Source organism: Kitasatospora sp. NPDC088783 (genome assembly GCF_044750705.1).
Classification (GTDB): domain Bacteria; phylum Actinomycetota; class Actinomycetes; order Streptomycetales; family Streptomycetaceae; genus Kitasatospora; species Kitasatospora fiedleri.
Map to the genome: position 1 here is coordinate 543,969 of NZ_JBIVKJ010000003.1, position 18,513 is coordinate 562,481.

16 protein-coding genes are annotated in these 18,513 nt (G+C 73.7%); 5 read left to right on the top strand and 11 right to left on the bottom strand.

Annotated features, from left to right (window positions below; all coding sequences use genetic code 11):
- Nucleotides 1–21 precede the first annotated feature (21 nt).
- The gene (locus tag ACIP60_RS10940) at nt 22–600 is read left to right on the top strand and encodes a Uma2 family endonuclease (protein WP_400682260.1); all 579 of its coding nucleotides are present in this window, start codon (nt 22–24) and stop codon (nt 598–600) included.
- Here the strand turns inward: ACIP60_RS10940 and ACIP60_RS10945 are convergent.
- The 7 genes from ACIP60_RS10945 to rsmI all read right to left on the bottom strand — a co-directional run bounded on the left by ACIP60_RS10945 (nt 581) and on the right by rsmI (nt 7,078).
- Nucleotides 581–1,510 carry a 4-(cytidine 5'-diphospho)-2-C-methyl-D-erythritol kinase gene (locus ACIP60_RS10945; RefSeq protein WP_400682261.1) on the bottom strand — a complete coding sequence of 310 codons (930 nt, stop codon included), beginning with the start codon at nt 1,508–1,510 and terminating at the stop codon, nt 581–583. The genes ACIP60_RS10940 and ACIP60_RS10945 overlap by 20 nt on opposite strands.
- Entirely contained in the window at nt 1,510–2,397 is an 888-nt protein-coding gene (rsmA, locus tag ACIP60_RS10950) for a 16S rRNA (adenine(1518)-N(6)/adenine(1519)-N(6))-dimethyltransferase RsmA (RefSeq protein ID WP_400682263.1), read from the bottom strand. The genes ACIP60_RS10945 and rsmA overlap by 1 nt, the downstream gene beginning before the upstream one ends.
- A gap of 16 nt (nt 2,398–2,413) precedes the next feature.
- Nucleotides 2,414–2,989 (bottom strand): Uma2 family endonuclease, encoded by a 576-nt coding sequence (locus ACIP60_RS10955; RefSeq protein ID WP_400682265.1) that lies wholly within the window; start codon nt 2,987–2,989, stop codon nt 2,414–2,416.
- A 23-nt stretch (nt 2,990–3,012) separates the two neighbouring features.
- A complete protein-coding gene (locus ACIP60_RS10960; protein WP_400682267.1) occupies nt 3,013–3,927 on the bottom strand; it encodes a TatD family hydrolase in 915 nt (304 codons plus the stop codon).
- The gene (metG, locus tag ACIP60_RS10965; protein WP_400682268.1) at nt 3,927–5,528 is read right to left on the bottom strand and encodes a methionine--tRNA ligase; all 1,602 of its coding nucleotides are present in this window, start codon (nt 5,526–5,528) and stop codon (nt 3,927–3,929) included. The genes ACIP60_RS10960 and metG overlap by 1 nt, the downstream gene beginning before the upstream one ends.
- Before the next feature lie 86 nt (nt 5,529–5,614).
- Nucleotides 5,615–6,031 (bottom strand): hypothetical protein, encoded by a 417-nt coding sequence (locus ACIP60_RS10970; RefSeq protein ID WP_400682270.1) that lies wholly within the window; start codon nt 6,029–6,031, stop codon nt 5,615–5,617.
- A gap of 201 nt (nt 6,032–6,232) precedes the next feature.
- Entirely contained in the window at nt 6,233–7,078 is an 846-nt protein-coding gene (gene rsmI, locus ACIP60_RS10975; protein WP_400682272.1) for a 16S rRNA (cytidine(1402)-2'-O)-methyltransferase, read from the bottom strand.
- Between the two features lie 137 nt (nt 7,079–7,215).
- On the opposite strand from rsmI, the gene ACIP60_RS10980 reads away from it, so the two are divergent.
- Nucleotides 7,216–9,003: a dolichyl-phosphate-mannose--protein mannosyltransferase gene (locus tag ACIP60_RS10980; RefSeq protein WP_400682686.1), complete on the top strand. Its 1,788-nt coding sequence runs from the start codon at nt 7,216–7,218 to the stop codon at nt 9,001–9,003.
- Between the two features lie 148 nt (nt 9,004–9,151).
- Nucleotides 9,152–10,939, top strand: coding sequence for a penicillin-binding transpeptidase domain-containing protein (locus ACIP60_RS10985; protein WP_400682273.1), 1,788 nt, complete (start codon nt 9,152–9,154; stop codon nt 10,937–10,939).
- A 73-nt stretch (nt 10,940–11,012) separates the two neighbouring features.
- On the opposite strand, the gene ACIP60_RS10990 is transcribed toward ACIP60_RS10985, so the two are convergent.
- The 4 genes from ACIP60_RS10990 to ACIP60_RS11005 all read right to left on the bottom strand — a co-directional run bounded on the left by ACIP60_RS10990 (nt 11,013) and on the right by ACIP60_RS11005 (nt 15,959).
- A complete protein-coding gene (locus ACIP60_RS10990) occupies nt 11,013–12,416 on the bottom strand; it encodes an APC family permease (RefSeq protein WP_400682274.1) in 1,404 nt (467 codons plus the stop codon).
- A gap of 85 nt (nt 12,417–12,501) precedes the next feature.
- Nucleotides 12,502–13,926: a penicillin-binding transpeptidase domain-containing protein gene (locus tag ACIP60_RS10995; RefSeq protein ID WP_400682689.1), complete on the bottom strand. Its 1,425-nt coding sequence runs from the start codon at nt 13,924–13,926 to the stop codon at nt 12,502–12,504.
- 86 nt (nt 13,927–14,012) lie between these two features.
- Nucleotides 14,013–15,362, bottom strand: a complete 1,350-nt coding sequence (locus ACIP60_RS11000; protein ID WP_400682275.1) for an FtsW/RodA/SpoVE family cell cycle protein — start codon at nt 15,360–15,362, stop codon at nt 14,013–14,015.
- Nucleotides 15,363–15,455: 93 nt separating this feature from the next.
- Complete coding sequence (locus tag ACIP60_RS11005; protein WP_100836644.1) at nt 15,456–15,959, bottom strand: DUF1269 domain-containing protein; 504 nt, start codon at nt 15,957–15,959, stop codon at nt 15,456–15,458.
- Nucleotides 15,960–16,179: 220 nt separating this feature from the next.
- On the opposite strand from ACIP60_RS11005, the gene ACIP60_RS11010 reads away from it, so the two are divergent.
- Both ACIP60_RS11010 and ACIP60_RS11015 read left to right on the top strand, forming a co-directional pair.
- Complete coding sequence (locus tag ACIP60_RS11010) at nt 16,180–17,517, top strand: VWA domain-containing protein (protein WP_400682277.1); 1,338 nt, start codon at nt 16,180–16,182, stop codon at nt 17,515–17,517.
- Between the two features lie 2 nt (nt 17,518–17,519).
- Nucleotides 17,520–18,470, top strand: a complete 951-nt coding sequence (locus ACIP60_RS11015) for a peptidase (protein WP_400682278.1) — start codon at nt 17,520–17,522, stop codon at nt 18,468–18,470.
- Nucleotides 18,471–18,513 lie beyond the last annotated feature (43 nt).

Genomic DNA, 18,513 nt, shown 5'->3' on the forward strand with positions numbered 1-18,513 from the left:
GACGGTGAGCCGGAGGTTGTCATGGCGGCAGTGGAGGACCGGCCGCAGATGCCGACCGAGGAGTTCGAGCGCATCGCCCGGGCGGCCGAGCGCGAGGGTGTCCGGATGGAGTTCATCCACGGGCGGATCGGAGTCAAGGCGGCGCCCGACGGCGACCACATGGAGATCATCCGCTGGGTGATGAAGCAGTGCATGCAGCAGCGCCCCGACCTGTGGCTTTACCCCGGACGGGGACTGCGGGTGGGGACCTCCCGCAGGGGCCACGCCAAGCCGGACGGCGTGCTCGCGCCGGACGGCGGCTTCGCCGGGCAGGGCGAGTGGGCCGACGCCGACCGGGCCCTGATGGTGGTCGAGGTGACCTCGTACGACCGTGACACCGACCGCCGCGACCGGGACGAGAAGCCCCGGGCCTACGCGGAGACCGGCATCCCGGTCCACCTGCTGGTCGACCGGGACGGCGGCGAGGTGCTGGTCCACAGCGAGCCCGAGGACGGCCGGTACGTGAGCCTGGTGCGGCGGCCCTTCGGCAAGCCCGCCGTGCTGCCCGACCCGGTCGGGATCACCCTGGACACCGAACCGCTCAAGGCCTGGGTGCGCTGACCACCTGCGCGCCCGGCACCGGGCCGTGGGTGGCGTGGGCGGTGCGGCAGGTGCCGGAGGCGCGGAGGGCGGCGGCGAGGTGGGCGGCGGCGTCGGCGTCCTTGGCGAGGAAGGCGCAGGTCGGGCCGGAGCCGGAGACCAGGGCGGCCAGGGCGCCGGCCTCGGTGCCCGCGTGCAGGGTGTCGGCGAGGGCGGGGCGCAGCGAGACGGCGGCGGCCTGGAGGTCGTTGCCGAGGGCGGCGGCCAGCGCGACGGGGTCGCCCTCGGCGAGGGCGGCGAGCAGGGCGGGGTCGGCGTCGGGGACGGGGACGTCCTCGACGGAGGAGCCGCGGCCGGACTCCTCGCGCAGGCGGTCGCACTCGCGGAAGACGGCGGGGGTGGACAGCCCGCCGTCGGCGACCGCGAACACCCAGTGGAAGGTGCCGGAGACCGGCAGCGGCTCCAGCAGTTCGCCCCGGCCGCGGCCCAGCGCGACGCCGCCGAGCAGCGCGAACGGGACGTCGGAGCCGAGTTCGGCGGCCAGCTCCAGCAGGGTGTCGAACGGGGTGTCCAGGCCCCACAGGGCGTCGCAGGCGAGCAGCGCGGCGGCGCCGTCCGCGCTGCCGCCGGCCATGCCGCCGGCGACCGGGATGGCCTTGTCGATGTGCAGGTGGACGCCGGGGTCGGCGAGGCCGTGGTGGGCGGCGAGCAGCCGGGCGGCGCGGGCGGCCAGGTTGTCCCCGTCGAGCGGGACGGCGTCCGCGTCGGGGCCGTCGCAGCTGAGCGTGACGTCCGTGCCGGGGGTGGCGGTGACCTGGTCGCCGAGGGCGACGGCGAAGAAGACGTTCGCCAGGTCGTGGTAGCCGTCGGGGCGGACCCCGCCGACGCCGAGCTGGACGTTGACCTTCGCGGGGACGCGGACCGTGACCATCACTGCTCCTGGGACTGGGTCTTCGGCTTGTGCTCGGCGATCGCGGCGAACTGCTCCACCGTGAGCATCTCGCCGCGCAGCGTGTGGTCGATCCCGGCGCCGCGCAGCGCCTCCTCGGCGGCGGCGGGCGAGCCGGCCCAGCCCGCGAGCGCGGCCCGCAGGGTCTTGCGGCGCTGGGCGAAGGCGGCGTCGACCACGGCGAACACCTCGCGGCGGGTGGCGGTGGTGGCCGGCGGGTCGCGCCGGATCAGCGAGACCAGGCCGGAGTCGACGTTGGGCGCGGGCCAGAACACGTTCCGGCCGATCGCCCCGGCGCGCTTGACGTCCGCGTACCAGTTGGCCTTCACCGAGGGGACGCCGTAGACCTTGTTGCCGGGCTTGGCGGCGAGCCGGTCGGCGACCTCGCTCTGCACCATCACCAGCGTGCGCTCGATGCTGGGGAAGGTCTCCAGCATGTGCAGCAGCACCGGCACGGCGACGTTGTACGGCAGGTTCGCCACCAGCGCGGTCGGTGCCGGGCCGGGCAGCTCGGTGACCTCCATCGCGTCGCTGAGCACCAGGTCGAAGGCGTCCGCCTTCGCGGGCATCCGGCCCCGCACGGTGTCCGGCAGGTGCCGCGCCAGCAGCGGGTCGATCTCCACCGCCGTGACGTGCCGCGCCGCCTCCAGCAGCGCCAGCGTCAGCGACCCGAGCCCCGGCCCGACCTCGACCACCGCGTCCTCGTCCGTCACCCCCGCCGCCCGGACGATCCGCCGCACGGTGTTCCCGTCGATGACGAAGTTCTGCCCGCGCTGCTTGGTCGGCTTCACGCCGAACGCCTCGGCCAGCGCACGGATGTCGGCGGCGCCCAGCAGGTGGCCGTCGGAGGGGGGTTCGGTGGTGCTCACCCGCCAAGGATACGGGTCAGCGCTTGACGAGCCGCTTGAGATCGATCTCGACGGGGAACGGCAGCTCGGTGCGGAGCGCCCCTTCGTGCACGGCGACCGGGAGGTAGACGCCCTGCTCCCGGTCGAGCCGGAACTCGTGCACGACGGGAACGTCGTCCTCACCGCGCTCGACGCGCCAGTAGGACGGGACGCCCTTCTCCGCGTACAGGCCGGGCTTGGTGAACCGGTCGGCCACCCGTGAACCGGGAGAGACCACCTCGACGGCCAGCACCACCGACTCCACCGGGGTGCAGGCCAGCGCGGAGACCTCCAGACCCGTCTCGTCGAACACCATGACGTCGGGCAGCACGACGTTGTGCTCGTCGAGCAGGACGGCCCGCTCCACGTTCGCGTCGTAGGGCTCGTCGCTCGCCGCGAGCAGTTGCACGAGCAGACGGTCCCGCACCCGGTCGTGCCACCACAGCGTCTGTCCCTTGACCCCGATCGCTCCGTCCACCAGCTCCCACTTGAACGGCAGATCGAGCTCATTGACCTGGTCAAACGTCCAGCCGTTGGCCGGCGGGTACACCCAGTCGATCGGTTCGGCGGTCATCGCAGCCTCCTCACTGCCTCATGCTAACGAGCGGGCCCGTCACCAGGGTGCGGCCGGTAGCCGAAGGCGCGGGCCGTGTTGGCGGCGATCGCCGTCGCCAACTCGTCCTCCGCCAGGGCCAGGTGGGCCGCCATCGCGCGCAGCGTGACCGGGATCAGGTAGGGGGCGTTGGGGCGGCCCCGGTAGGGGTGGGGGGTGAGGAAGGGGGCGTCGGTCTCGATCAGGACGCGGTCGAGGGGGGTGGCGGTGAGGGCCTCGCGCAGGGCGTGGTTGGCCTTGTAGGTGACGGGGCCGGCGAAGGAGAGGTACCAGCCGTGTTCGGCGCAGGTCTTGGCCATGGCGGCGTCGCCGGAGTAGCAGTGGAAGACGGTGCGCTCGGGGGCGCCCTCTTCGAGCAGCAGGGCGATGACGTCCTCGTGGGCGTCGCGGTCGTGGATGACCAGGGCCTTGCCGTGGCGCTTGGCGATCTCGATGTGCCGGCGGAAGGACTCCTTCTGCAGGTCGACGCCCTCGGGGCCGGTGCGGAAGTAGTCGAGTCCGGTCTCGCCGACGGCGAGGACCTGCGGGAGGGCGGCGAGGCGGTCGATCTCGGCGAGCGCGCTGTCCAGGGCGTCCCGGCCGCCGGGCTTCCGCCGCCGGCCGGACCAGTCGTCGGGGTCGCCGAGGAAGATCCGCGGGGCCTCGTTGGGGTGCAGGGCGACGGCGGCGTGCACCTGCGGGTACCGGGCGGCGAGGTCGGCGGCCCACTGCGAGCCGGGGACGTCGCAGCCGACCTGGACGACGGTGGTGACGCCGACGGAGGCGGCCCGGGCTAGGCCCTCGGCCGGGGTGCCGGACTGCATGTCGAGGTGGGTGTGCGAGTCGGCGACCGGCACGGCGAGCGGTTCGGGCAGCGGCGGCGGGGTGGTGCGGTCCGCGTCGTTCTTCTTGCCGGCCATCAGGCAGCAGCCTTCTCTTCGAGGCGCGGGAACAGGATCTCGCCCTTGGTGACGGCGGACCCGGCGGGCAGCCGCCCCCAGTCGGCGACGGTGGCGATCGGCTGGTCGGCGAGCGCGCCGAGCCCGGCCCCGGCGCCGAGCGAGTCCCAGAGCTTGGCGGCGGAGTCCGGCATCAGCGGGTTGAGCAGGACGGCGGTGGCCCGCAGCGCCTCGGCGGCGGTGTACAGGATCGTGGCGAGCCGGTCCCGCCCGTCGGGGGACTTGGCGACCTTCCAGGGTTCCTGTTCGGTGAGGTAGCCGTTGACCAGCTTGACGAACTCGAAGACGGCGGCGATGCCGCCGGCGAAGTCGAGTTCCTCGCCGATCCTCCGGTCGGCCTCGGCGGCGGCCTTCGCCAGCGCGTCGGCGACGGCCTGTTCGGCGGGGCCGTGCGCGGTGGCGGCCGGGAGCGCGCCGTCGAAGTACCTGACGGTCATCGCGGTGACCCGGGAGGCCAGGTTGCCGAAGTCGTTGGCGAGTTCGGAGGTGTAGCGGGCGGTGAAGTCCTCCCAGGAGAAGGACCCGTCGGTGCCGAACGGGATCGCCCGCAGGAAGTAGTAGCGGTAGGCGTCGACGCCGAAGTGCGAGGTCAGGTCGGTGGGCGCGATGCCGGTCAGGTTGGACTTGGACATCTTCTCGCCGCCGACCATCAGCCAGCCGTTGGCGACCACCCGGCGCGGCAGCGGCAGTCCGGCGGCCATCAGCATGGCGGGCCAGATGACGGCGTGGAAGCGCAGGATGTCCTTGCCGACCAGGTGCACGGAGGCGGGCCAGAGCCGGGCGAAGCGCTCGGGGTCGGTGCCGTAGCCGGCCGCGGTGATGTAGTTCTGCAGGGCGTCGACCCAGACGTACAGGACGTGCTTGTCGTCCCAGGGCAGCGGGACGCCCCAGTCGAAGGTGGAGCGGGAGATCGACAGGTCCTTGAGGTCCTGCTCGACGAAGCGCAGCACCTCGTTGCGGGCGGCGGCGGGCTGGATGAAGTCCGGGTGGGCGGCGTAGAACTCCAGCAGCTTCGGGCCGTACGCGGAGAGCCGGAAGAAGTAGTTCTCCTCCTCCAGCCACTCGACCGGGCGCTTGTGGACGGGGCAGAGCTTCTCGTCCTCGGTGGCGCCGGGCAGCAGTTCGCCGGGGAGCTTGTACTCCTCGCAGCCGACGCAGTAGGGGCCGGTGTAGCTGCCCCGGTAGATCTCGCCCCTGTCGTGGAGGTCCTGGACGAACTCCTGGACGCGGTCGGTGTGCCGGGCCTGGGTGGTGCGGATGAAGTCGTCGTTGGCGATCCGCAGGTGCTCCCAGAGCGGCTTCCACTCCTCCTCGACCAGCCGGTCGCACCACTCCTGCGGGGTGGTGCCGTGGGCCTCGGCGGTGCGCAGGATCTTCTGGCCGTGCTCGTCGGTGCCGGTGAGGTACCAGACGTCCTCGCCGCGCTGGCGGTGCCAGCGGGTCAGCACGTCGCCCGCGACGGTGGTGTACGCGTGGCCCAGGTGGGGCCGGTCGTTCACGTAGTAGATCGGGGTGGTGACGTAGTACGCGCCGGTACCGGGGTGCTCTTCCAAGGCCGCCATGGCTCGGAATCCTAGTGGCCGCGCCGTCCCGGGCCGGACCGCCCCGGGCGGGGCGGTCGGGGCGGGTCGGCCGGGCGGGGCCGGGGTCAGCCGGTGCGGCGCAGCCAGGCGAGCCAGTGGCGGCGCGCCCGCAGCCGGGCGGGCTCGGGCGGGCCCTCCGGTTCGGCGGTGGGGGCGTAGCCGGGGCCGCGCTTGGTGACGGCGGCCATGCCGGCCACCCGTCCGGCCCGCATGATCCGGACCCGTTCGCCGCCGCAGCCCGGGCAGGCCAGCTCGCGCAGCGGGGAGGGGACCCGGACCCCGTTCGCCGTGTACTCGACGACGGTGTGGCCGTCGCGGGCCGTGCGGTGCTCGATGTCGTACGCCTGCTCCCAGCCGTAGCCGCAGTTGAGGCAGGCGAAGGAGTACGCCTCGTGGACCGTCTGCACGGGGGCGGGACGGCTGGTCGTGCCGAGGCCGCTGGGTGCTCCGCCGTTCCGGGGGCTGTCGATCGTGTCGCTCATGCGCCACCTCGCTTCGCTCGGAGCCCGTCGCCCGGCGCTGCCGCCGGGTGCGGGGTGTTCCATCCCAGGGAATGCCCGGGAGGCTCCGTCCGATGCCCGGCTTGCCAAGTCTTGGTCCCGAATTGGCCCTCCGCTGGGGTGCTCATTCCAACGTACGCGCGATTCCGGCCATCGCCATACAAAATGACCGGTGCCAGGCGGTCACGGCGCGTGCTTGGCCGCCACCACCGCGTCGAACACCACCGACTTGCGCAGCCCCAGCTCGGCCGCGACCGCCGCGATCGCCTCCTTGCGGCGCTCCCCGGCCTCCTCCCGGGCGGCCACCCGGCGGGCCAGCTCGGCCGGGCCGACCTCCTCCGGCGCGGCCGGCGGGGCACCGGCCACCACCACGGTGATCTCGCCCCGGACGCCGTCGGCGGCCCAGGCGGCCAGCTCGGCCAGCGGGCCGCGCCGGACCTCCTCGTACGTCTTGGTCAGCTCCCGGCAGACCGCGGCCGGGCGGTCGGCGCCGAACGCCTGCGCCATCGCGGCCAGCGTCTCGGCGATCCGGTGCGGGGCCTCGAAGAACACCATGGTGCGCGGCTCGGCGGCGACCTGGGCGAGCTGCCGGGCGCGGTCGCCGGCCTTGCGCGGCAGGAAGCCCTCGAAGGTGAACCGGTCCACCGGCAGCGCGGAGAGCGCCAGCGCGGTCAGCACCGCGGACGGGCCGGGCACCGCGGTCACCTTGATCCCGGCCGCGACGGCGGCGTCCACCAGCCGGTAGCCGGGGTCGGAGACCGAGGGCATGCCCGCGTCGGTGACCAGCAGCACCCGGGCGCCGCCCTGCAGCGCGGCCACCAGCTCGGGCGTGCGGGCCACCTCGTTGCCCTCGAAGTACGAGAGCACCCGGCCCACCGGGGTGACGCCCAGGGCCTGGGTCAGCCGGCGCAGCCGCCGGGTGTCCTCGGCCGCGATGACGTCCGCCTCGGCGAGTTCGGCGCGCAGTCGGGGCGGCGCGTCCTCGACGTCGCCAATGGGGGTACCTGCCAGTACGAGAACACCAGTCACGGCACCATCCTCCCCTACCGGGGGACGGCTCGTGGCTGGTGAGCGCGCGACCGCCGGGAAGCGCGGGCCGCGGACCCCTTGTGCCCTCAGCCGTTGCCCCTACGATGTGGCCCGTGAACGGCGACATGGAGAGTGGTATGGACCACCCCGAGCGGGGCGGCGTGACCGTGCTGGAACCGGCCGACCCGGCCGCCGTTCCGGCGCCGCGCGCGGAGCCCGAACCGACCTCCCGATGGGCCCGCGCGCTGTCCGGCGTCGGCTACCGGGCACCCCGGCGCCCCGGCGCGGCCGAGCAGCTGGTGCCGCCGATGCCGGACGGCCCGGGCGTCACCCCGGCGCTCGTCGCGCCCTCCCCGGTGCTGGTCCGGCTCGGCGTCCGGCTGCCCGACCCGCTCTGGTCCTGGCTGTGCCGGTGGGCGGGCTGGCTCGGGCCGCTGGCCGTCGCGCTGTTCGCCGGGGTGCTGCGCTTCACGAACCTCGGCACCCCGCACGCGCTGATCTTCGACGAGACGTACTACGCCAAGGACGCGTACGCGCTCTGGCACCTCGGCTACGAGAGCAACTGGCCCGACGACGCCAACGCGCTGATCACCGCGCCCAACCCGGCCGTCCCGGCGATCGACCAGGCCCAGGCCGCGTTCGTGGTGCACCCGCCGGTCGGCAAGTGGATCATCGGCCTGGGCGAGCACCTCTTCGGCATGAGCCCGTACGGCTGGCGGTTCATGGTGGCCGTGTTCGGCACCCTGTCGGTGCTGATGCTGGCCCGGATCGCCCGCCGGATGTTCCGCTCCACCCTGCTGGGCTGCGTGGCCGGCCTGCTGCTGGCCGTCGACGGCCTGCACTTCGTGCTCAGCCGCACCGCCATCCTCGACCTGCTGGTGATGTTCTGGTTCCTGGCCGCGTTCGGCCTGCTGCTGGTCGACCGGGACCGGACCAGGGCCCGGATCGCCGAGCGGATCGACCGGGGCCTGGCCGCCGACTGGTGGCACCTCGGCTGGCGCCCCTACCGCCTGGCCGCGGGCGTCTGCCTGGGCCTGATGACGGGCACCAAGTGGAGCGGCGCCCCGGCGATCCTCGCCCTGGTGCTGCTGGCCGCGTTCTGGGACTCCTCCGCCCGCCGCCTGGCGGACGTGCGCCGCTCCCCCGGCGGACTGCCGCTCCTCGCCCGCCAGGCGTGGGACTTCTGCTGGTCCGGCCTGAGCCTCGGCCTGACCGCCGCCGTCACCTACCTGGCCAGCTGGAGCGGCTGGATCGCCTCCTCCGCCGAGCCGGGCAGGGGCGGCTACCTGCGCGACTGGGCCGCCCAGCACCCCGGCGGCTCCTGGAGCTGGATGCCGGACTGGGCCCGCAGCCTGTGGCACTACCACCACGAGATCTGGCACTTCAACGTCAACCTGACCAGCCCGCACACCTACCAGTCCAACCCGTGGAGCTGGCTGCTGCTGGGCCGCCCGGTCTCCTTCTTCTACGAGTCCCCGAAGAACGGCCAGTCCGGCTGCACCACCACCGAGTGCGCCCGCGAGGTGCTCGCCCTCGGCACCCCGCTGCTCTGGTGGGCCGGCATCGTCGCGCTGGCCTACTGCCTCTACCGCTGGGCGCTGCGCCGCGACTGGCGGGCCGGGGCGATCCTGTGCGCGCTGGCCGCCGGCTACCTGCCCTGGTTCAACTACCAGGCCCGGACGGTCTTCCTCTTCTACGCGGTCTGCTTCGTCCCGTTCCTGGTGCTCGCGGTGACCATGATGATCGGCGCGATGCTCGGCCGGGCCGACGCCTCGCCCGACCGCCGGCTCGCCGGGGCCACCGGCGCCGGGCTGCTGGTCGTCGCCGTCCTGTGGAACTTCCTGTACTTCTACCCGATCTACACCGGGCAGACGATCCCGATGGACGACTGGCGGGCCCGGATGTGGCTCGACACCTGGATCTGACCGGTCCGCCCGAACGGCCACGACACCTGCACACGTGTACCGGAACTGTCACAAACCAGCTCCGTGTCGTGAGTGCACGGAGCAGGTCTGCCTATGGTGTCGTGGCCGCTGAACTCCGACGGCCACGACACTCCATGGGGGACACGACGTGAACAAGGGCGCGAAGATCGGCGTCTCGGTGGTCGCAGCGGCGGTACTCGTCGGCGGCGGGTACGGGGCCTACGCCCTGGTCTCCGGCGGTTCCGGCGGGGCCGAGGCGAAGAAGCCGCGCACCGTGGTCGCCGAGCCCCCCAGCCAGGAGCTCGCCGCGTCCGGCGCCAAGGCGTTCCTGGACGCCTGGGCCAAGGGCGACCTGTTCGGCGCCGCCAAGCTCACCGACGACCCGGACCGGGCGCAGGCCGCGCTGCAGTCCTTCCAGGACGGCGTGAAGCCCAGCGCCGTCCACCTCACCGTCGGCGGCCCCACCACCGCGCCCAGCCCCGCCGCGTCCAAGTCCGCGAGCGCCGCCGCCTCCGCCCCGGCGTCCGCCCCGGCCGCCGCCACCGGGAGCCCCGCGCCCACCGGCGTGCTGGAGAGCTTCAAGGCGTCGCTGGAGTTCGCCGAGAGCGGCACCCCCTGGAACTACGACGGCGTGCTCGGCGTGGTCAAGATGAGCGACGGCACCGCCGCCGTGCACTGGGCGCCCAGCGTCATCCACCCCAAGCTGGACGCCGGCGAGACCATCTCCGTCAAGCCGCTGTACGCCGCCCCGTCCGCCGTCACCGACCGCAAGGGCAAGCCGCTCACCGGCTACGCCTCGCTCACCGGCCTGCTCAACCAGCTGCGGGCCGCGGCCCCGCAGGGCGGCGACCCGGCGGACGCGGGCAGCGGGGTGGTCATCTCCCCGAGCGCCCCCGGCGGCACGGCGAGCGGCGCTCCGAGTGGCGCGGCGACCGGCGCGGCGACCGGCACCCCGGGCGGCACGGCCGGCGGCAGCGGCTCGGGCAGCACGGAGAAGCTGTTCACCATCAAGGAGCCCAAGCCCGTCCCCAACCTCAAGCTCACCATCGACGCCGGTCTCCAGGCCGCCGCCGAGCAGGAGGTCGCCGCCACCGGCAAGCCCTCCTCGCTGGTCGCCGTCGAGCCCAGCAGCGGCAACATCCTGGCCTACGCCTTCTCCCCCTCGACCGGCCAGAACCGCGCCTTCTCCGGCGCGACCGCGCCCGGCTCGACCATGAAGGTGATCACCTCCGCGGCCCTGCTCGAGGCGGGCGTCACCCCCACCTCCCCGATGCCCTGCCCGGAGACCACCATGGTCACCGGCAAGTCCATCACCAACGACGAGCCCGGCGCGCACCCCGAGTACACGCTCACCGACGCGTTCATCCACTCCTGCAACACCTCCTTCATCGAGAAGGGCAAGGACGCCCTCAAGCCGGGCAGCCTGCCCGCGATCGCCAAGGACGTCTTCGGGCTCGGCCTGGTCTGGAAGACCGGCCTGTCGAACTTCGACACCGACATCCCGACCGAGGGCAACATGGCGGGCGCGGCGAGCGAGTTCATCGGCCAGGGCCGGGTGCGCACCAACCCGCTCGGCATGGCGTCGGTGGCCGCGACCGTGCAGTCCGGGGTGTTCCGCCAGCCGATCCTGGTCCCCGGCATGGAGCAGGTGAAGGCCGCCCGCAACCTCGCCCCCGGGGTCCTCGACAGCCTGCGGTCGCTGATGGTGCAGACCGTCCGCTCCGGCACCGCCGCCGAGGTCAAGCCCGCCCTGCCGGCCGGCTCCGGCGCGAAGACCGGCACCGCCGAGGTGGACAACAGCCCCGACGCGAACTCCTGGTTCACCGCCTACTCGGGTGACCTGGCGGTGGCCGCGGAGGTCCAGGGCGGCGGCCACGGCGCGACCGCGGCCGGTCCGGCGGTCTCCAAGGTCCTGCGGGTCGGCAACAACAAGTAGCGGGTCGGACGGAACGGCGGAAGGGCCCCCGCGGGGGCCCTTCTCGCGTGTCGGGGCCGGGTCCCGCCGGGGGTCAGTCCCGTGCCAGCCGGGAGTGCTTGGCGCTGTAGCCGAAGTAGAGCACCGCGGCGAGGGCGAGGACGACCGCGAAGGCCAGGAAGGTGTCGGCGTGCAGCTTGGTGATGAGGTAGACGCAGAACGCGGCGCTGAGCAGCGGGGTGACGGGGTAGAGCGGGACCTTGAAGCCGCGCGGCAGGTCGGGGCGGGTGCGGCGCAGCACGATGATGCCGAGCGAGACCGCGGTGAAGGCGACCAGGGTGCCCATCGAGGTCATGTCGGCCAGCAGCTTGAGCGGGAAGACCGCGGCGAGGACCGCGACCGCGGCACCGACCACCAGGGTGTTCCAGACGGGGGTGCCGGTGCGGGCGGAGACCCGGGTGAAGGGGGACGGGAGGAGCCCGTCGCGGCCCATCGCGTACAGGATGCGGGTCTGGCCGTAGATCACCACCAGGGTGATGGAGAAGATCGAGACGATCGCGCCGGCCGCGAACACCAGGGCGGGCCAGGTGTGGCCGGTGACGTCCTGCAGGATCTGGGCCAGGCCGGCCTCCTGGCCGTCGAACAGCTGCCAGGGCTGGGCGCCGATCGCGGTGACGGCGACGGCGAGGTAGAGGGTGGTGACGACGACCAGCGAGATCAGGATGGCGAGCGGGAGGGTGCGCCGCGGGTCGCGGACCTCCTCGCCGGCGGTGGAGACGGCGTCGAGGCCGATGAAGGAGAAGAAGATGGTGGAGGCGGCGGTCTGGACGCCGTCCCAGCCGTTGGGGGCGAACGGGGTGAAGTTGCCGGCGGTGAAGCCGGTCAGGGCGACGGCCACGAAGAGCACCAGGATGGCCAGCTTGACGGTCACCATGACGGCGTTGACCTTGGCGGACTCGCCGACGCCGCGGACCAGCAGGACGGTGACCAGCAGCACCAGGACGACCGCGGGGAGGTTGAAGACGCCGCCGTCGCCGGGCGGGGCGGTGAGCGCGGTGGGGAGGTGGAGGTCGAAGGCCAGGTCGGAGAACTGGTTGAGGTACTGGCCCCAGGTGACGGCGATCGCGGAGGCGGAGACGCCGTACTCCATCAGCAGGCAGACGCCGACCCCGAAGGCGACCAGCTCGCCCATGGTGGCGTAGGCGTACGAGTAGGAGGAGCCGGCGACCGGGATGGCGGAGGCGAGTTCGGCGTAGCAGAGCGCGGTGAGGCCGGCGGTGACGGCGGCGATCACGAAGGAGAGGACGACGGCGGGGCCGGCCTCGGGGACCGAGGTGGTCAGGACGAAGAAGATGCCGGTGCCGACGGTGGCGCCGATGCCGATCGCCGAGAGCTGCCACAGGCCGATGGAGCGGCGCAGGTGTCCGGTTCCGGTGCCGCCGGCTTCGGCGATCAGGGTGTCCACGGGCTTGCGCCGCAACAGGCGGGTGGTGCTCATCGGTGTCCTTCTGGTGGGGAATCAGACCGGGACAGTACCAAATGGTGTTTTTCTGACGTTTGGGCCGGCCGGCGGTCGAGCACGGTCAGCGGTTCAGCACGGCCTGCATGACGGAGCGGGCGATGGGGGCGGCGAGTCCGCCGCCGGTGACGTCGTCGGCCTGGCTGTCGGCGATGACCACGGCGACGGCGACCGGCGGGGCGGCGGTGGAGCCGGCCGGGCGGGCCCAGGCGATGAACCAGGCGTACGGGGTGCCGGAGTTGTCGACGCCGTGCTGGGCGGTGCCGGTCTTGCCGCCGACCTCGGCGCCGGGGATGCGGGCGTTGCGGCCGGTGCCGTTCTCGACCACGTCGACCATCAGCTGCCGCAGCTGCTGGGCGACCGAGGAGCCGAACGCCTGGTGGTAGAGGGCGGGGCGCATCAGCTGGACCTGGCTGCCGTCGGCCTTGGTCAGCCGGTCCACGAGCTGGGGGTACATCACCTGGCCGTCGTTGGCGGCCCCGGCGGCGACCATCGCCATCACCAGCGGGGTGGCGGCGGTGTCGTACTGGCCGATCGAGGAGAGCGCCAGCTGGGAGGCGTTCATGTCGGCGTCGAAGTTGGAGCGGGCGGCGCGCACGGGGGTGTCGAGCCGGGCGTCGTTGAAGCCGAAGTTCTTCGCCATGGCGGTCATCCGGTCGAGGCCGGTCCGCACGCCGAGGTAGCCCATGACGCTGTTGCAGGACAGCGTCACCGCCTCGTCCAGGGAGAGCCCGGCCTGGTCGCAGGCGCCGGTGTCGTTGTTGAGCGGGGTGGTGGTGCCGGGCAGGACGTACGGGTAGGGGGCGTCGGTGGGCGCGTCGATGTCGGTGACCGTGCCGTTGGCCAGCGCGGCGGCGGCGGTGACCACCTTGAAGGTGGAGCCGGGCGGGTAGATCTGGCGCAGCGCCCGGTTGAGCATCGGCTGGTCGGGGTCGTCCTGGAGCTTCTTCCAGGCGGCCTGGTCGGCGGCGGAGGTGCCGGCGAAGCTGCCGGGGTCGTAGCTGGGGGCGGAGGCGAGGGCGAGGATCCGGCCGGTGGCGGGTTCGATCGCGGCGACGGCGCCCTTCTGGCTGCCCAGGCCCTGCGTCGCGGCGCGCTGGGCGGCCGGGTCGATGGTGGTGACCACGTCGCCGCCGGGCTGCTGGTGCCGGGTGATCGCGTCCCAGACCGCCCAGCCGGCCAGCCGGGGGTCGGTGCCGGAGAGCAGGTCGTCGTAGACGCCCTCCAGTTGGGTGTTGCCGTAGGTCTGCGAGGAGTAGCCGGTGACGGCGGCGTACAGCGGGCCGTCCGAGTAGGTCCGCTGGTACGCGTAGCGGCCGCCGGTGGGGGTGGAGCCGGTGACGGGCTGCCCGGCCACCAGCAGGTTGCCGCGGGGCTGGGCGTAGCGCTGGATGGTGGCGCGCTGGTTGGCGCTGTTGTGGTCCAGGCCCTGCTTCTGGAACACCTGGACCCGGGTGGCCTGGACGGCGAGGGCGACGATCAGCAGCATGCAGAAGGTGCCGGCCCGGCGGCCGGTGGTGGAGATGCCGGGCAGGCCCTGCGGTCCGCCGTTGGTGCCCGCGGGCCGGGGCGGCCTCACGCGTCCTCCTCGGGGACGGGCCGCCGGGCGAGGTCGCTCATCCGCACCAGCAGCGCCACGATGATCCAGTTGGTGACCACGGACGAGCCGCCCTGGGCGATGAACGGCAGTGTCATGCCGGTCAGCGGGATCAGGTCGAGGACGCCGCCGGCCACCACGAACACCTGGATCGCCACCAGCGCGGCCAGGCCGATCGCGAGCAGCCGCCCGAACGGGTCGCGCAGTGCGATGCCGGTCCGGAAGCCCCGGGCCACCAGCAGGGCGTACAGCAGGAACACCGCGAACAGGCCGGTCAGGCCGAGCTCCTCGCCGACGGTGGCGAGGATGAAGTCGGACTTGGTGGCGAAGCCGATCAGCGCGGAGTGGCCCAGGCCCAGGCCGGTGCCGAGCTGGCCGCCCCAGGCGAACGCGAACAGCGACTGGGCGATCTGGTTGGCGCCCCGCCCGGCCGCGATCGAGGCCAGCGGGTGCAGCCACTCGGTGACCCGGCCGTGCACGTGCGGGGAGAGCCAGCCGACGCCGACCGCGGCCAGCGCGGACAGCAGCAGGCCGATCACGATCCAGCCGGTGCGGGCGGTGGCCACGTACAGCATCACCACGAACAGGCCGAAGAACAGCAGCGAGGTGCCGAGGTCGGTCTCCAGGACCAGCACGCCGACGAACGCGGCCCAGATCAGCAGCACCGGTCCGAGCACCCGGCCCAGCGGCAGTTGGAACCAGAGCACCTTGCGGCCGGTCAGCGCCAGCGCGTCCCGGTGGGCGGCCAGGTAGGCGGCGAAGAAGACCGCCAGCAGGACCTTGGCGAACTCGCCGGGCTGGAAGGAGAACGGGCCCAGCGTGATCCAGATCCGCGAGCCGTACACCGGCGGGAAGAACACCGGCAGCACCAGCAGGACGAGGGCGACGAACGCGCCGACGTACGCGTAGCGCTGGAGCCGGCGGTGGTCGCGCAGCAGGAGCAGCACCGCGATGAACAGGCCGACCCCGAGGGTGGACCAGAGCAGTTGGGTGGGGGCGGCGGCGCTGCCGGGGTTGCGGTCCAGCCGGTAGATGACGACCAGTCCGAGGCCGTTCAGCAGCACCGCGATCGGCAGCAGCAGCGGGTCCGCCCAGCGGGCGCGCCAGCGCACCGCGGCGTGCGCGAGCAGGGCGAGCACGCCGAGCGCGCCGCCGTACTGGGCGGCGTCCGGCGGGGCCTGGCCGTCGAGGTCGACGCCGACCTCGACGTAGCCGAACACCGCGAGTCCCACCGCGGCCAGCACCAGCACCAGTTCGGTCCACCGCCCGGACCCGGCCCGCGGCACCCGGGGCGCCCGGGCCGTCCGGGTCGCGGAGTCAGTCGCCACCGCCAGCCGTCCTCGCCAGCTCGTAGGGGCACGGACGGCGGGGCACCGGGCGGCGGGCGCCCGGCACCCCGCCGGAGGGGGGCCGTCCGGGGGTCAGAGCGTCGACGCGGGGTACGCCGCCTTGGCGATCTCCCGCAGGTGCTCCTCCTCCTCGTGGCTGAGCGAGGTCTGGATCAGTTCGCCGCCGAACTGCGCGACCGCGGGGACCACCTTGTCCTGGGTCGCCGAGCGGACCAGCGCGAACACCGCGGCCTTGCCCGGGTCCAGCTTCTCGCCGACCCGCCGCATGAAGTCGTCGTCCACGCCGGTGTCGGTGGAGGCGCCGACCGCCGCGCCGGTCGCGCCGCCGATCGCCGCGCCGAGGAACGGCATGAAGAACAGCAGCCCGATCACGCCGCCCCACAGCGCGCCGGAGGCCGCGCCCATCCCGGTGTTGGAGACCCCCTGGTGCAGCTTGATCCTCCCGTCCTCGCGGCGCTCGACCACCACGACGTCCTCCAGGTCGATCAGCTTCTGCTTCTGCAGCCCGACCAGTTCGTCACGGACCTTCTGCGCGGTGGGGACATCCGGGTAGGCGATCGCGAACAGGTTGCTCACGGCGGGCTTCCTTCCGACTGGCGTTGGGCACGTCTCCCGCACCTTAGCCAGGGGCGGCGGCATTTGGGCCGATCCGGTGCGGTGTGTCCGTTTCCGGCGGGCCGCCGCCGGTCCCGGCCGGACGCGCCGTCAGGTGCTCTCCCCGCCTGCCCCGCCCGCCCGTTCGGGACGGGGGCCGCCCACCACCCGCGTTGGGCGATTCGAACTGACGGTCCCTAGGATGCGGCGGGTGATCACCACTCCCACACCACGACGGACGGCCCGCGCGGCCGCCCTGTTCGGGGCCCTGACGATAGTCGTCGGCACCGTGCTGGGCGGCTTCCCCGCGCACGCCGACGAGCCCGGGGCCCCGCCCGCCGCGACCGAACCCCCCAAGGTCGACCTGGTCCTGGACGGCTCGGGGTCGATGCGCACCATCGACATCCAGGGCAAGAGCCGGATGGCGGTCGCCCAGCAGTCGATCGACGAGGTCATCGACGCGCTGCCGGACGAGACCGAGTTCGGCATCCGCACCCTGGGCGCGACCTACCCGGGCAACGACCAGAAGGAGGGGTGCAAGGACACCCAGCAGCTCTACCCGGTCGGGAAGACGAACAAGGTGGAGGCCAAGACGGCCGTCGCCACCGTCCGCGCGACCGGCTGGACCCCGATCGGGATCGCGCTGCGCGCCGCCGCGCAGGACCTGGGGACCGGGCCGACCACCCGACGGATCGTGCTGATCACCGACGGCGAGGACACCTGCGCCCCGCCGGACCCGTGCGACGTGGCCCGCGAGCTGGCCAGCCAGGGCATCCACCTGGTGGTGGACACCCTGGGCCTGGCGCACGACGACAAGACCCGGCAGCAGCTGATCTGCATCGCCAACGCGACCGGCGGCACCTTCACCGACGTCCGCACCCAGGAGCAGCTGACCGAGCGCGTCAAGCAGCTGGTCAACCGCGCCCAGGACACCCACACCATCGCCCCGGCGCAGGTGACGGGCACCGAGAAGTGCGCGGACGCCCCGGTCCTGACCCCCGGTGTGTACACCGACCGGGAGAAGTTCTCCGAGCACCGGGTGTACCGGGTGCCGGTGAAGGCGGGCGAGGAGCTGCGCGCCTCGGTCAGCGTGACCCCGGACCGGGCGGTCGCCCGGGACTACGGGGTGCTGCTCCGGGCCACCGACAGCGGCGGCCAGGAGCTGGTGCGCGGCAGCGACGCCGGTTCGGGCCGCACCGACGTGGCCTCGACCGGCGTGCGCTGGTCCGCCACCGGGGACGGCTCGGCCTCGGCCTCGGCCTCCCCGTCGAAGGGCGCGGGCGCCGGGTCGGACGTCCGGACGGTCTGCCTGGTGGTCAGCAACTCGTTCGCCGCGCAGGCGGGCGTGCAGGCCGACCCGGGCCTGCCGCTGGAGCTGACGGTGGACGTCGCCGCCGCCTCCCCGGCTCCGGACGGCCCCGCGATGGGCCTGGGCCGCGGCTGGATCCTGCTCGGTGTCCTGACCCTGGCCGGCCTGCTCGCCGGTCTGATCTTCGGCTGGCTGGCACGCTGGCGGATCGCCGTCTGGCGGGAGAACTGACGATGCGCAAGCTCCGCACCGCCGCGGCCTCGGCCGCCGCGTTCACCGGCCTGCTCCTGCTGGCCCCGGCGACGGCCTCCGCCGCGTCCCCGTCCGCCGCGGCCTCGCCGTCGGCCTCCGCTTCCGCCTCCGCCTCCGGTGGGGCGAAGCCGGTGCTGAACTCGGTCGGCACCAGCTTCCTGACCGCGACCACGCTGGCCTCCGGCCAGGACGCGGACGTCCCGGTCTCCACCGGCGACTACCTGTACTGGGCGTTCCCGGCCGCCGAGGGCCAGACCGCGACCGTCCAGGTCACCGTCACCCTGCCGGACGCCGCGGACCGGCACGGCCCGCAGACCTGGACGCTCGAACTCTTCGACGGCCTGCGCCGCCGGCAGTCCTGCACCGCGGGGCCGCAGGAGGGCACCGGCGAGCAGGGCGCGACCACCCTGGCGCTGAGCTGCGCGCTGCGGCAGATCCGGTCCTGGGCCGAGCCCTGGTCCGGGGACCCGCTGCCCGGGACGTACTACGTCCGGCTGTCCACCACGGACATCCCGCAGACCGACCTCGGCCTGGCCGCCACCGTCCACGTGCACGTCGCCACCAAGGGCGGCGCGGACGACGCCCAGCCCGAGGGCGGCTCGCTCAAGGCCCCGCTGGTGCCGCCGGTGAACGCCGGCGCGACGGCCGCCGCGGCGGCGGCCACCCCGGTGCCGAGCGCGAGCGCGACGTACGCGGCCGCGCCCGCGGCGGAGGAGTCCCACTGGTACTCGGACCTCTTCTCCGGCTGGAACACCCGCTGGTGGTGGACCGTCGCGGGCGGCGTGCTGGCCGCCCTGGCCGGTGTCCTCGGCTACACCCTCACCCGGCACCCGCGCGGGCACCGGCACCACCCGCACCACCCGGCTCCGGCTCCGGCCCCGGTGCCGCACCAGGCGCCGCCGGGGCAGCCGCAGCAGAACAACTGGCAGTAGGACGGCCCGAGTCGGGCCGGTCAGGGGCGCGGGGAACCGCCCG